Source organism: Wolbachia endosymbiont of Oedothorax gibbosus (assembly GCF_936270145.1).
GTDB lineage: Bacteria > Pseudomonadota > Alphaproteobacteria > Rickettsiales > Anaplasmataceae > Wolbachia.
In genome coordinates, this window is the sequence record NZ_OW370537.1 from 922147 (window position 1) to 936305 (window position 14159).

Annotated in this window: 14 protein-coding genes and 3 pseudogenes; 2 read left to right on the plus strand and 15 right to left on the minus strand. The window is 36.1% G+C overall.

Going from position 1 to position 14159, the window contains the following annotated elements; genetic code table 11:
- Nucleotides 1-3: 3 nt before the first annotated feature.
- From NBW37_RS04470 to NBW37_RS04505, 8 genes are all read right to left on the minus strand, one after another.
- A complete protein-coding gene (locus tag NBW37_RS04470; protein WP_250295904.1) occupies nucleotides 4-2391 on the minus strand; it encodes a phage tail tape measure protein in 2388 nt (795 codons plus the stop codon).
- A 109-nt stretch (nucleotides 2392-2500) separates the two neighbouring features.
- Nucleotides 2501-2758 (minus strand): phage tail assembly protein, encoded by a 258-nt coding sequence (locus tag NBW37_RS04475; protein WP_250295905.1) that lies wholly within the window; start codon nucleotides 2756-2758, stop codon nucleotides 2501-2503.
- An 82-nt stretch (nucleotides 2759-2840) separates the two neighbouring features.
- Nucleotides 2841-3122, minus strand: a complete 282-nt coding sequence (locus NBW37_RS04480) for a type II toxin-antitoxin system RelE family toxin (RefSeq protein WP_010082215.1) — start codon at nucleotides 3120-3122, stop codon at nucleotides 2841-2843.
- Nucleotides 3106-3306 carry a hypothetical protein gene (locus tag NBW37_RS04485; RefSeq protein ID WP_007303020.1) on the minus strand — a complete coding sequence of 67 codons (201 nt, stop codon included), beginning with the start codon at nucleotides 3304-3306 and terminating at the stop codon, nucleotides 3106-3108. Before NBW37_RS04485 ends, NBW37_RS04480 begins: the two co-directional genes overlap by 17 nt.
- A 61-nt stretch (nucleotides 3307-3367) precedes the next feature.
- Complete coding sequence (locus tag NBW37_RS04490) at nucleotides 3368-3874, minus strand: phage major tail tube protein (protein ID WP_250295906.1); 507 nt, start codon at nucleotides 3872-3874, stop codon at nucleotides 3368-3370.
- Between the two features lie 41 nt (nucleotides 3875-3915).
- Nucleotides 3916-5064, minus strand: coding sequence for a phage tail sheath subtilisin-like domain-containing protein (locus NBW37_RS04495; protein WP_250296995.1), 1149 nt, complete (start codon nucleotides 5062-5064; stop codon nucleotides 3916-3918).
- Nucleotides 5065-5077: 13 nt separating this feature from the next.
- The gene (locus tag NBW37_RS04500) at nucleotides 5078-5635 is read right to left on the minus strand and encodes a hypothetical protein (protein ID WP_250296996.1); all 558 of its coding nucleotides are present in this window, start codon (nucleotides 5633-5635) and stop codon (nucleotides 5078-5080) included.
- 19 nt (nucleotides 5636-5654) lie between these two features.
- A complete protein-coding gene (locus tag NBW37_RS04505) occupies nucleotides 5655-7019 on the minus strand; it encodes a hypothetical protein (protein WP_250295907.1) in 1365 nt (454 codons plus the stop codon).
- A gap of 103 nt (nucleotides 7020-7122) precedes the next feature.
- On the opposite strand from NBW37_RS04505, the gene NBW37_RS04510 reads away from it, so the two are divergent.
- On the plus strand, nucleotides 7123-7995 hold the full coding sequence (locus NBW37_RS04510) for an IS982 family transposase (protein ID WP_250295817.1): 873 nt from the start codon (nucleotides 7123-7125) through the stop codon (nucleotides 7993-7995).
- A 13-nt stretch (nucleotides 7996-8008) separates the two neighbouring features.
- Here NBW37_RS04510 and NBW37_RS04515 read toward each other — a convergent pair whose 3' ends face one another.
- The 6 genes and pseudogenes from NBW37_RS04515 to NBW37_RS04540 all read right to left on the minus strand — a co-directional run.
- A complete protein-coding gene (locus NBW37_RS04515) occupies nucleotides 8009-8188 on the minus strand; it encodes a hypothetical protein (protein ID WP_250295908.1) in 180 nt (59 codons plus the stop codon).
- A gap of 7 nt (nucleotides 8189-8195) precedes the next feature.
- Nucleotides 8196-9374 (minus strand): hypothetical protein, encoded by a 1179-nt coding sequence (locus NBW37_RS04520; protein WP_250295909.1) that lies wholly within the window; start codon nucleotides 9372-9374, stop codon nucleotides 8196-8198.
- 12 nt (nucleotides 9375-9386) lie between these two features.
- Nucleotides 9387-9989, minus strand: a pseudogene (locus tag NBW37_RS04525) (DUF4815 domain-containing protein); the annotation flags it as partial.
- An 8-nt stretch (nucleotides 9990-9997) separates the two neighbouring features.
- Nucleotides 9998-11009, minus strand: a protein-coding gene (locus tag NBW37_RS04530) for an IS630 family transposase (protein WP_250295836.1) whose coding sequence is annotated in 2 segments (ribosomal slippage) — nucleotides 9998-10495 and nucleotides 10497-11009 — 1011 coding nt in all. Because the reading frame shifts where the segments join, the coding sequence is not laid out codon by codon here.
- Nucleotides 11010-11087: 78 nt separating this feature from the next.
- A pseudogene (locus tag NBW37_RS04535) lies at nucleotides 11088-11591 on the minus strand (IS66 family transposase); the annotation flags it as partial.
- An 18-nt stretch (nucleotides 11592-11609) separates the two neighbouring features.
- Nucleotides 11610-12387: pseudogene (locus NBW37_RS04540) on the minus strand (IS630 family transposase); the annotation flags it as partial.
- A 100-nt stretch (nucleotides 12388-12487) separates the two neighbouring features.
- Between NBW37_RS04540 and NBW37_RS04545 the strand changes: the two are divergent.
- Nucleotides 12488-13924: an IS4 family transposase gene (locus NBW37_RS04545; protein WP_250295910.1), complete on the plus strand. Its 1437-nt coding sequence runs from the start codon at nucleotides 12488-12490 to the stop codon at nucleotides 13922-13924.
- Here the strand turns inward: NBW37_RS04545 and NBW37_RS04550 are convergent.
- Entirely contained in the window at nucleotides 13877-14155 is a 279-nt protein-coding gene (locus NBW37_RS04550) for a helix-turn-helix domain-containing protein (protein ID WP_250295911.1), read from the minus strand. The two genes, NBW37_RS04545 and NBW37_RS04550, sit on opposite strands and share 48 nt — an antisense overlap.
- Nucleotides 14156-14159: the final 4 nt, after the last annotated feature.

Consider the following 14159-nt stretch of genomic DNA (forward strand, 5'->3'; position numbering starts at 1 on the left):
ATATTAATTTATTGGTTCTACAATATCAAAAAGAGCCCCTCTTGCTTGTTCTCTAAACCTTTCTATTACTGCATCAGCAATGCTACGGGCGTCTTGGTTAGGCTCTGCTTTAACAATTATATTAAACGTTTGATTAAATGTCTGGTTATGTGTTTTTGACTCTTTCTTTTCAAATCTGTTTTTTTCAAATATTTCATTAACTTGATTACCTTCTATAGATTTTTTCTCCTCAATAAAGCTCTTGTTTCTCTCAGACATTTCTTTGATCGCACTATTATTTGACAGATTACTAGAAATGCTACTTTTAAGGGGAGTATGTATTTCAGCAACAATACTTTTTCTTTTTTCAAATTCTTTCAGTGGGCTGTTTTCGGCAACCTTTCCAAATATGCTACCAACAGTATTTCCCAGCCATGAAAACATTTCTCCGATGGGCTTTATTATTGATTTTATGTACTCCCAGATGCTAGAGAAAAAGTTCTTTACCTTTTGCCAATTAGTTATAATAAGTGTTGCACCAGTTGCAATTGCAGCAATAACTGCTCCTATAGGATTACTGACTACAGCAAGTGTTATTGCCCGCAGTCCCGTTACTATTACAGGTATGGCTGATGATAGTAACGGAAAAGCTTTTGTTGCTAAGCTCAAAGTTGTAGCTTTTAAAACGCTCAGTCCAGTAATTACTGCCGGAATAGCGTATGTCGATAGAACAGAAAATGTTGCTATTGCTTTTGCCGCTAAACTCCAAACTGTTCCCATGAAAAGACTAAGTATATAACCACCACCTACTAATAGAACTTTAAGACTTATTAGTGCTGCTATAGTACCCATGATTACTTTAGTTACAGTTGGATATTCTTCTGCAAATGAAGCTATATTTTCACTTGCCCATTTTAACTTCTCAGCTATAGGTTTTAAAACAGGCAACATCACTGAACCTAAATTCATACCAACTTCTGCTATCGAATTTTTCAGCAGTTGTAATTTACTTGCTGTAGTACTCACACGATCCTTAAATTCTTCCTGCAATGAATTTGCACGTTCCCCTTCATCAGCTAATAAATCCAGCACCTTTCCATATACTTCTGAATTTTCAAGTAGTAGCGCTATATCATCTTCTGCTCCCTGCCCAAAGAGCTTTAGCAGAATGCCAGCCCGATCATGTTTATCTATTTTTTTTAAAATTTCAAAAAAATCCAGTAGCGCTTTGTGAGGATTTTTCTTGATATTTTCCTCAAGCTCTTCTATATCTATCCCGATTTCCTCTAGTGTTTCTCTAAATTCATCTTCTTGCTCACTTGCCGTTTGAAGTTTGACCAGCACACCATTTATCATTTCTGCTGCTTTTTTGGGTTGTTTTCCTAAACTAATGAAGGCGTTTAATAAACCAGCTATCTGATCAACATTCAAACCAAACTGTTTCGCTGCACCGCCAGCTATCGTCATTGCTGCCATCAGATCTTTTGCCTCAACAGTAGTATTACTTGATAGATGATTTATCGTATCTCCCCACTCTTTTAGATCTTCTATTTTTGTTCCAAAAATTTTATAGAGCTTGCTAGCAGCACTTCCTATTTCTTCTACATTCATACCAAAATTTACTGCCATTTTCGACACTATTTCTGTAAATTCTAGAAGATCTTTTTTTTCTTCAATACCAAGTCGAGCACCACTTGTAGTTACCTGTGCTAACTCTGCAGCAGATAGTGGTATTGTTCGGGATAACTCTTTCAACATTTTACCAAGTTCCATGAATTCTCTATCATTATCTTCCTTATCATCAGAAAGTTTTATCACTGCCTTAATATTAGCCATAGCGCTTTCAAAATCAATTGCAGCTTTAAATGGAGTTCCAAGTGTTAATGCAAGTGCTCCTGTTTCTAGTAATTGTGATTTAAAGTGTGTCCTTTTTGCTGAAAAGCTCTGGTATGCTTTGGTAGCAAAGTTTAGCTTACTATATTGACTTCTCAGCCTGTTTGCAGAAGCACCTAGTTTATCTTGATCTCTTATCAAAGATTGAATGTTTTTTCCACTTTTCTTAAATTCTTCACTGAGCGCATGTAAAGTGTCTCTCTTCTGTAAGTACGCTGTTTTGGCCTTTATTGCCGATTCCTTAGCCTTATCAAACTGAGCCTTTAAATCTTTACTTGGCTTTGCTGTTGTTTTCATTTGCTTAGCCAAGGACGTTACTTGCACTTCTAAACCTTTCCAAGATCTCTTGGCAACTAATGTGTTACGACTTAACTCCTTAAATTTAGATACCGATTTCATCGACGTATCAAGTTGCCTTATTGTACCCCCAAGACGGGAAAGTTGAGCGCTACTTCCTGCCATTGCGCTATTAAAGCTACCATCTAGTATGGCACCTATTTTTACTGATAATGTTGACATTTAAATTCTCCTGCTGCTTTTACCCACAAAACAAACTCTTTCATTTCCATTTCAAGTACCTGCTCAATCCCGCCACCTATGACAGAGCTGAGCATTAGTACATTTAGCCTCAGGTCCTTTGTGTAACAGGTGGAAAAAAAACCTTCAACTCCTCCTGTATTTTTATGTAGTCTGCAAAATATAACTCTAAAATTGTTTCCTTCGTCACAGATGCTAAGTTTGCAATTAATCCAACTTCTTTTTCAAAATCACTACTACCGGCACGTTCCATTGCTAGGCAATCCCTTACTTTAACTGGTCTAAAAGTTAATTCCGAAACCGGAGTTCCATCTACTGTTATTGGGTTATCAAGTTTTACTGTTGTCATGTTTCCCCCTAAAAATTAATTAAATAAAAGTCTATATCGGCTTTTACATAACTAATTTCTTTGTATGGTGTTATAAATAGGATTAGCTTTGATAAGAATCTTTCCTATGTTCAATTGAAGTAATAACTACTGTATGCTCTGGCACATCTATATAATAAAGTATACGGTAAGTGCTTACACGTAGACTACGTTGTCCACTTAAGTTGTGCTTTAATGGCTTTCCAAGTCCAATTGGATCAACTGTTAGACGCTCCATTATTGCCTTCTTAATCATCAACTTTACTTTTGCTGGAAGAGCTGGGATGTCCTTCTTTATAACAGATTCTGAATAGTCTATATTGTAGGGTTTAATCCCAGAAGGCATCTTGATGTTTAACCCTCTTTTCTTTATAGCGTTCATCAGCAATCTTAGACAATTCCATATCTTCAATTTCTTCTTCCATTAACTCAGTTAATAATTTTAAAACGGACTTGTCTTGAGATTGAGCTACACTAACAAGCAAACCTGTCAGCTGCTCTATGGAATTTGTATGAGCTTTAGAATCCATAGCAACTATATACCTACAACTTATTACATTTTAACATTTTGATGTAATTTTGTCAACTATATTAAATACCTAAAACCGTTTGTAACAAAGCCATTTGATCAACACCATTTATCTTTCTAATCATATTCTCAGCATCGATTTCTATCAGCTCATTGCCACCTATAGTAAGTTTATAATAATGGGCAGCTACAGTGCATTTGAGAGTGGCTTTTTCAGCAGGTTTCCAGCTACCAAAATCAAACTCTTTAAATATTCCCCTAAGGTTGATAATTACTCCTTCAATATCATTACTTCCACTACCTTGTAATCCGCCCCTTAGCGTCAAAGAAACCGAATTACCATCTATGAGGCCAAAAAGCCTAAAAAGCTCTGAATCATATTCGGCAAAAGTAAAATCAGCTTCAAGTTTCTCCATTCCCATATCAATATTTATTGGAATATCCATACCACCAGCTCTGTATTCTTCTGTTTTTATGGTAAGTTTTGGCAAGGTTATTTCGTCTATTTTTCCTGCATAACCTTTGCCATCTACGAATACGTTAAAATTCTTTAGGATTTTTGGCAGCATTTTTCTCTTCGTTTATTTGTTGAATTTTGTTTAGAAGCCTTTTAAAGTATTTGGTTGTTCACTAAATGAGATCTGAAAATGATCTGTTCAGCCGGATATGGTGGTGTAAATTCAAAGTCAAAATATACTTTTCCACTTGCAATATTTGTTGGTGTATTGAGTTCGGGTGTTGCATAACATTTTCCGCTGATAATCGCTCCTTGGGCTTTTAAATTGGCCAAATAAGAATTCACCCCCTCTATCACATCATCTATGTAAGTTTTGGTGATATTGCGATCAACTGCCCATAAGTGAGCTCGAAGTAGACTATCGTTAATTAAATCTGCAGTACGCCTCACTGATAGAAAAGCCCATTTTGAATCGTTTGAACATGTCCTATTTCCCCAAAGCCTATAGCCATTTTGATGAATTATCGTTGTTACTTCATTTTCATTTAAGTAATTTGCTCTACAACTTGTATCACCTAAGGTAAAATCAATAGCTCTACTTGTTCCAACAATACCGTTTATCTCTTTATTTGAGGGCGAATGCCAAAATCCTTGTTCACTATCTACTTTGGCTATTAAACCGGCTACAAATGGACTTGGCGGTTTTTCCTCCCCTTCAAACACCTTTACCCATGGATCTACAACATAAACTCTTGAGCTGCCGATACTTTTTCTCCACTTTATTGCTTCTTCATCATTAGTATTTGGTCCATCTGCTACTATTATTGCTCTTAATTTTTCTGCTATAGGAATTAAAGCGCTAACCACTGGGTTTCCAGCATCTCCAGACAATTGATGAGTAAACTGAGGGGCAATTAGTATTCTTGGCGCAACATGGACTATACTTTCACTGCTTAAGAACGCTTGAATCCCTTGATATTCTCCGGTTTCTTCATCAACTCCTCCAATGACATTGCTGAGCGTCTCTTCTACTTTCTCCTCAACTCGAATAACTACTACTGTTGCACCAATTTGGGAAAATATTCCATTCACTGCAGAAGGTAAACTGCCACTCTTTCCAAGCTTCGCAGCCTCTTTTAAGCTTCCCGCTATTAATACTGGTTTATTCAGTGGAAACTTTTCCCCGTCAGCATCAGGTGCAGTACCAATTACGCCAATTACCGATGATTTAGCTGTGCGTACTGCTCTTGCTCCAGAGGTAACCTCGATAACATTTACTCCATGTAGAAATTGTTCTGTCATCTTTTGCCCCTTTTCAACTTTCTTGCATTTTTTGTTTACAATCATCTAGCAAAGTTTGCAGCTCTTCTTTACTTTTAGCTTCACCGATTTCCCTTTCAGCTATATCCACCAATTCTTCGCATTTGATTATTGCTTTTACTGCTTTTTTGGCTTTTTCCTCGATTATCCTCGCCATTTCTACTACTGAAATTCCCCGAACTTTTGCTAATGGCTCTATAATTTCTGCATCTTTCTTATTTATAGACTCTGGTGATGCTAAAATGTTCTCTGCGGCTTTCGCTTGTATTTCGTACGACTTAAGCTTCTGATGAGAATATCCTGCGTATTTGTTAGTATAATTATTAAAATAAACACGGATGCTATCAATTGCAGAAAATTTCGCATTTTCCAATAATTCCAGCTCAATATTTTCTTGACTCCTCTCAACAATTTTCCCTCCTTCTGTTAAACAATAACTCTTTTGCCAATCAAAATTTTCTGGCGCTTCATACCAGTTTTCACCTCCTGGCTTATTTTCAAGCACTGTTGTTTCAACTTGTTTGTTGTTCTCAAATCGTATGTAAATTGGCATAATTTTTTCCATAAGTTTTTTATATAGCTGTGTAGACGTCAAAAGTAACTTCACCTACTGATCCATTTGTTCCACTAACCTGAACACCTCGTAAAGCAATTCCAGAACCGACGCTTGTTTCACCGCTGTGCCTAGCAATATAAGCAAGCCTATTTCCTGTAAGCAAAGAATTTACACTAAAATCTGTATCTCCATCATCCCGGCAGGAAACTGGAACATAAATTGTAGCACTACCTCTACCACTTTCCCTAGTGCTTGTTGCACCATCTCCCACTTTTATTCCAGTTTGTTTTCTAAATAGCGATGATGAAGCTTCTAGAGTACTTACTACTGTTGACCGGTAGTTTTGAATACCATTCTCAATTACTTTGCATGCTACCTCTGACTGAACAATTACGTGCAACGCTGCACTTGAGTTCACTAACGTATTACCAGAATTCACTAGTATATTAACAGCAACTGTGTTAGCTATGATATTTAGTGCAACGTTACTTTTTACTAATGCCTGTATTGCCTTTGGACTTTCAACTAATTTGCTTAATGCCGAAGAATTGCCAATTATATTCAGCACAGCATTTGCATTATTCAGCATTTTGTCAAATTTCTTATGGTTATCAGTGCTACTTAGCCAGGTTTCTAGGCTATTGTCGTTTATGGTTTTTAATAATATCTCTGGATCACTAATAATTTCAAAAGTATTTTTTAATTGTTCATCTCGAGTTTTTATCTCATTTATCAGAGATGCTTTTAGTTGTTCATCTCGAGTTTCTATTTCTCCTATAATTGATGAGCCAGTTGGTACATTGTTTATGGATTCAAAATTGCTTACCAAACCCTTTAAATTATTTAACTGATCTGCTCCAGTACTATTAATTGCCGCAATATTGGTATTTTTTTGAGTATCAAGTAGCGATATATGTGAATCTGATGACTCTTTTAAGGCATCTAAGGAATTAGTCCTAAGCGTATTGATTTCGTTGACAGACTCTGTCTTTGCTGTAGTTATGGACGATATAGAGGTTGCTTTATTGCTATTTATGTCATTCAAATGTGATCTTGAGCTACTTAGAAGTTCTTTTAACTTTCCATCTGTCATCTGTACAATTTCAGACACTGCACTTTTGTCGACTATTGATTCCAATGCTTTAGCAAGATATGCTAGTTGATCTGGTGTACTATTTGCTGCTAAATCCTTAAGCCTTCCTTGTAGTGCATCAATTATCTCTTTTACCTCAGTCATCTGCACAACGTTGGAAATAGCTTTTTTATCTGCTATCAATTCCAGCGATTTTGCAAGATATGCCAGTTGATCAGGTGTGCTACTTGCTGCTAAATCTTTAATCCTCTGGTTTAAAGCATCTATTACTTCTTTAGTAATGCTCATTTATTGCCCCAAAAACCCCAGTTGCGGATTAGAAGTCAGTGAAAAAGATAGGGAAATAGGGTAAACTCCGGAAACATATTATCAAAAAGTAGAGAGGTTACCCATGAATAAAAATGTAACAGAATTATTTTGCTTTGTAGACGATTTTTGCAAGGCTATAAACAAAAATTTCGCAGAAAAACTCCTGCCAAACAGTAAAAAACCTACCAGAACGCCAGAGATTACGCATTCTGAAATTCTTACTATAATTTTACTTTATCAACAATCTAGATGTGAGGACTTTAAATCTTTCTATACATATTATTTGAAAGCACTATATGGATCTGAGTTTCAAAATTTGCCAACATATAGTAGATTTATTAGGCTAAAACCGAGGGTTTTATGGTATTTAGCATTACTTTTGCAATGGCTATGTGAGCAGTCGAAAATGACAGGGATTTCGTACATAGATGCAACATCTATCGCTGTTTGCCATCCAAAAAGAATCTCAAGAAACAAAGTTTTCAAAGGATTGGCAAAGCTTGGAAAGACTACATATGGCTGGTTTTTTGGTTTTAAATTGCATATGGTAATTAATGAAAAAGGTGAAATTCAAGGAGTTACACTTACTAAAGGTAACGTTGACGACAGAAAACCAGTACCAAAATTAACTGAAAAACTGACTGGTCTTTTGTTTGGTGATAAGGGCTATATAAAGAAAGAGCTCTTTGCAAAACTCTTCGATAGAGGACTAAAACTCGTTACCAAAGTAAAAAAAGGTATGAAAAACACATTAATGCTACTTGAAGAAAAGATTTTTTTAAGAAAAAGGTCGATTATTGAAACAGTTTTTGGCTACCTAAAAGACAGACTTGAGCTTGAGCATTCAAGGCACAGGTCTCCAATAAATTTCTTGGTGCACGTCTTTTCCACATTAGTTTCATATTCCATGAAGCCTAAAAAGCCCTGTATTTCTAGATTTTACTATATTGATTAATCCGCAACTGGGGTCAAAAGTTCAAAAAAGTTTCAAATCTAAATCGTTCAAAATTATTTTTAAGTTCATCTTCTCTTTCACTCATATCTTCATCTATCTTTTCTATGGCTCTGCGAATACGTACTACATCTTCTACTGCAATGTTTCCTGGATGCGGCAAAGGATATCCTCTTTTAGTTTGATCAAAAGTCATTTAAATTTTATGTTACTATTACTCTGAGATTTTTGACTTTAGGACGATAAACAACCGTACCACTAAGCACTAATTTCACCCTGGTCTCATTGGCATTAAAATTTGATAGCACGTGAGTTCTTTCCACCCAGTTGTCTCCGATTGGTTTTCCCGTTGTTAAATTAACTAACCGCCATTCTCCCACGCTTTTTTGCACATACGCTTTAACGTCTGCAGTACCAGGTATCAGCGCATCATATGTTATGGTAATTTTAGTGTTAGCCCCCGCGGTAATGCTCCTCGTGACATAATCTCCTTCTTCCCCTATATTTCCCAGAACTAGCTGTAACCCAGGATATAGCACTGGACTTTTTTCTTGCCCTCCTTTTAGGCTTGCTTTTACCGTTAGCTCTCCAGATAATCTTTCACGCAGTGCAAGCGGCAAATTATCAGACAGAAAGTTTTCTCTTCCCTCTTCATCTGTTAAAACAAATTCCACATTGGTATCAAATGCTACTTTTTCGACGTTCGTCAAAACAATTAAATCTGAAGTATTGTTTGCTGTAACTTTGCCCAGATCAACAACGTGAGAATTTTCGCTAAATTTTGCAGCTAGTAGTCGAAACGTTAAATCTAAATTTTGATGTGGTGTCCAAGTACTTGCATTGCTCGATGACAGTAATACTCCTACTTGATATGGTTGACTGGTTACCCAACGGCTGTTTACTGCATCATATTTGCCAAGTTCTGCTACTTTGACCGCATTTTCCCCGTCATCGGTAAGTAAAACTATCGCATATTCCTGCCCTGCATGACAAAACACTGGTGACCAAGTTATACGTGTTGCTGTGCCATCTATCTTTACATCTTTTGGCTCAATATAGCTTTCAGCAATGACAGTCTGAGATGGTATTCCCACTGCTGTTTCTCTGATCTGCACAACAACACGTTTTTTGCCTTTATTTACAAACCATAACTCTACACCTCCTATATGTCTACTCTCATCCAAGGTAAATGTCTGTGCTAAAGGATCAACACGTTTGCTGGAAAAAACTCTTCTTCTCTCTTCTATAGTAATAGTTTTTTTACCAGTATAAGTTGTTTCTCCATAGCTTCCTTTATCCCCATAAAACTGTACTAATTTAGTACCTGCTGGAATATTTGCCGGTATCTTTATTTTTCCACTTATTCGTCCTTGATTTTCCACTTTTTTTTCCCTCTATGCCACGGGTTGAATGCTGATGCCATCGAATTTTATTTCTTTAAGTTTCTCACTAGGCTCAAAACCTTCAATCTCAAAATCTTGTACTGCTTCTCTCATAAATTCAGCTTCATATGAATTACTTGACAATAGCTCTGTTGTTTCTCTAGTATTAAATTCTCTTGTTACTGGACTTGACCAATTGGTCTTTATCTCGGTCCAGTGATCGGTGTTTTTGTTCATGGTAACTTTTGCCGGTATAGGATCAAATGCCTGATATGGATTGATCTTTACCTCACCAGTCTGTAAAAGCTGCTCCAGTACTGGCTCAAGTTCATACGGCAATAAATAAGATTCTTTACCTCTTTCAACATCAATAATTTCCACGTCTATTGGTAAAATTAGTTCCTTATTTACTATTGCTGCAGTTTGGGAAATACCCTGATCACGCATATCATCATCAAAGAACGGATCAACAAATACTCCTTTTTTCGTGGTTGGCTCTCTTGAATTTGCATCACTGCGTAGACGCTCCTCTGCAACTAGCGCATAAAGATCTCTTATTCCTTTTTTCATTGCTTCGAGTTCATTCATCGGTACTACATGGATAGCATTATTCATACCAACCCTCATAAATAACTAGACAAATAATTCACAGAGCAAATGGTTTTGATCGAACTTTCCGTAATATCTCGAATAAATTCAGATACAGCATTTTCAAGTAATTTAATAGAGTCATACATCTTGTTCTTTATTATATTTTCCTTTAAATGTTGCCAAAATCTTTCCACAGGATTGAGCTCAGGCGAGTACGGCGGCAAATAAATTATGGTGATATTTTCAGGAGTTTTTAAACCTTTAGACCTATGCCAACTTGCGCAATCCATGATAAGAAAAGCTTCTCTAGTCCCCAAATCTTTCGACATCTGCTCCAAAAATATGTTCATGCAATCTGTGTTTACATGTGGAGCAAGTAGGCTAATATCCTCTCCATTCCTGGGATTTACAGCGCTGTAAAGATAGAAGTTTTCTCTTCCGATTTTTACTTTAACTTGTGTTCTTGAGCCCTTTTTAAACCATCCATGTCCAACTTTTGAGTGCGTTCCAAATCTCGATTCATCGAAAAAAAACCTCCTTTTTCCGGTTCTTTTCCACAATTTCATTGAGATTTTTTTTGAACTCCTCTTGTTTGTTTTTGTCTTGTTTATAATGTGCTGGACGAGGTGTGATATATGTAAATCCTAGCTTCTTCATAAGCCTTCTCGCCGTTGACTCACTTACTTTGATAGCTAACATTCCTTCAACTATACCTTGCAATTTTTTAGCAGTCAGATTTGCCCCATCTTCTTCTATTACCTCTCTTATTTTTTCCTTCTTCTCCTCGTTCAGTTTTGGTTTAGGTCCTCGCCCTGGCTGTATTGCAAACCCAATAACACCTTTTTCTTTAAATCTTGCAATCCATTTCATTAATGTCGTTCTCGTAATTCTATATATTTTAGCAACTTTTGAGATACCATACTCCTTTGCTGATATTATTGCTTGTAACCTTCTTCCTATCTCTCCTCTTATTCCATATTTTTTTAATTCTAACTTGCATTGATTATATAGTTCTTCTCCTATTGCTTTACTTTTTCCTGCCATAAACTACATATTTATTCTTTCTAGCCTCAATTATTTGTAGTTTTTACTATTTGTCTATCTATTAGTGGAGATTGGTATAAATACGCTGTTTTCCAGGACTTTCATCCCTCTTGACTCTGTCAATTTGATCACACTCCCTATTTTGCTCGAAAACATCCAACACCAGCCGAGTTTACCTTTATTATAGTGGCTGGTTTCATCAATATGTAAAACTTCACTTTTGCTTACCTCTTGCTCAACTTGCTCGTATGCCTCTTTGCATTTTTCCGCAACTCTAGCTTCGCTATTTGATATGCTACCAACGCTAATATTCAAGTTAAAAATGTCATTTATAATGTTTGCTACTTCTCTCTTTGAGTTTTTGTAAAATCCGCTCAATGCTGCAATTACCGACTTAACCCTTGGGCCAAATGTATCTGCAGTAATGCCTTCTGGCAGCTTGCTACTCCTTCTTTTTCCACATTTTCTGCAACGTCCATGTTCCAATTGATACTCAACTACATACGGCTTTATTTCAGGAAAATCGACTTTCTGGTGGATATATGGCTCTTTTGATATTGCAATTTCCCCTCCACACTTGCAAGCACCTAATACCAACCCTCATAAATAACTAGACAAATAATTCACAGAGCAAATGGTTTTGATCGAACTTTCCGTAATATCTCGAATAAATTCAGATACAGCATTTTCAAGTAATTTAATAGAGTCATACATCTTGTTCTTTATTATATTTTCCTTTAAATGTTGCCAAAATCTTTCCACAGGATTGAGCTCAGGCGAGTACGGCGGCAAATAAATTATGGTGATATTTTCAGGAGTTTTTAAACCTTTAGACCTATGCCAACTTGCGCAATCCATGATAAGAAAAGCTTCTCTAGTCCCCAAATCTTTCGACATCTGCTCCAAAAATATGTTCATGCAATCTGTGTTTACATGTGGAGCAAGTAGGCTAATATCCTCTCCATTCCTGGGATTTACAGCGCTGTAAAGATAGAAGTTTTCTCTTCCGATTTTTACTTTAACTTGTGTTCTTGAGCCCTTTTTAAACCATCCATGTCCAACTTTTGAGTGCGTTCCAAATCTCGATTCATCGAAAAAAAACCTCCTTTTTCCGGTTCTTTTCCACAATTTCATTGAGATTTTTTTTGAACTCCTCTTGTTTGTTTTTGTCTTGTTTATAATGTGCTGGACGAGGTGTGATATATGTAAATCCTAGCTTCTTCATAAGCCTTCTCGCCGTTGACTCACTTACTTTGATAGCTAACATTCCTTCAACTATACCTTGCAATTTTTTAGCAGTCAGATTTGCCCCATCTTCTTCTATTACCTCTCTTATTTTTTCCTTCTTCTCCTCGTTCAGTTTTGGTTTAGGTCCTCGCCCTGGCTGTATTGCAAACCTTACTATTACCCACAAATATAGATGTACTTATGAATAAAGTATTACAATATTAGAGTTTGCAAATATTGATGGTATAAAAATGGCAAACGAGAGTAATGAGTGGGCTAAAAATGAATTTGGAGATGCTTCACTTGGAGATAAAAGATTGACCGAAAGATTAGTGAATATTGCTAATAGTGTGATAGGTTCACCTGAAAGCTCAATTAATGAGGCATGCGGAAGTTGGTCAGAAGCAAAAGCTGCATATCGTTTTTTTCAAAATGAGAACGTAAAAGAAGTTGATATTCTAGCTTCACACATTGATAAAACAGTTGAAAGAACAAAAGCTCATAAAAGAGTCCTTGTAATTCAAGATACAACTTATATTTCATACTCAAGTCATAAAAAAACAAGCGGATTGGGAAGTATTGCTGGGAAAGGAGGTAAAGGTACAGTAATGCATACAGCCCTTGCTGTTAGTACGGAAGGTTTGGTACTAGGAATATTGGATCAAAAGATTTACTCGAGGCCACCAATTTCTGAAGAAGAAAAAAGACTAAAGAGTCATCGTAGTAACGTTCATATTGAGGATAAAGAAAGTATGAAATGGCTAGAAAGCTTAAAGAAAACAAATAATATTATAGATCAGACCCAAACAGAGGTTATAACTGTATGTGACAGAGAAGCAGATATACATGATTTTTTTGAACTTGCACATAATCTTAACTCAGCAATTTTAGTAAGAGCTCGTCACAACAGAAATGTAAATAAAAAATTTATGTATACCAGGAATAAGCAAAAATTATGGTCATTTATCCAAGGTCTTCCTTGCACTGGAAAAGTAGAAGTTGAAATCCCTGCTAGAGATGATAAGCAAAAAAGGACAGCATTTCTAGAAATTAGATTCGGAAAATTTATGATGAGTCCACATGAAAGCCACATAAAATGTAAAGAAGGTCACATAAAATATAAACCAGCAGCATTATTCAGTCTACAACTTTACGCAATTCATGTTGTTGAAAGAAATTCTCCTCCAGGAGCAAGTCCGCTAGAGTGGATGCTTTTAACAAATCTTTCGGTCAGTACTTTTGAAGAAGCTGTTGAAAAAATTAGTTGGTATTGTTTGAGATGGAAAATAGAGATATTGCATAAGATTTTAAAATCTGGTCTCAAAGTTGAGGAATGTAGACTTGGAACAGCAGAAAGATTAATGAGGTATTTAACAGTCATGAGCATTATTGCTTGGAGAATTTTCTTTATTACATCAATTGCAAGAACTAACCCAACATTACCATGTACTGGCTTATTAGCTGAGGAAGAATGGAAAGTTTTATATGTTAAAATACACAGAAAACCATGTCCAAGTATAGCCCCTACTATAAAAGAAGCCGTTTCGTGGATTGCTCAACTTGGAGGTCATTTAGCAAGAAAAAGCGACCCAAAACCAGGACCAATTACTCTTTGGAAAGGGTGGAGACGTCTCTTTGATCTAGCAGAAGGATGGAGACTTGCTCATGAACCACATATTTGTGGGTAATAGTAAGATTGCAAACCCAATAACACCTTTTTCTTTAAATCTTGCAATCCATTTCATTAATGTCGTTCTCGTAATTCTATATATTTTAGCAACTTTTGAGATACCATACTCCTTTGCTGATATTATTGCTTGTAACCTTCTTCCTATCTCTCCTCTTATTCCATATTTTTTTAATTCTAACTTGCATTGATTATATAGTTCTTCTCCTATTGCTTTACTTTTTCCTGCCATAAAC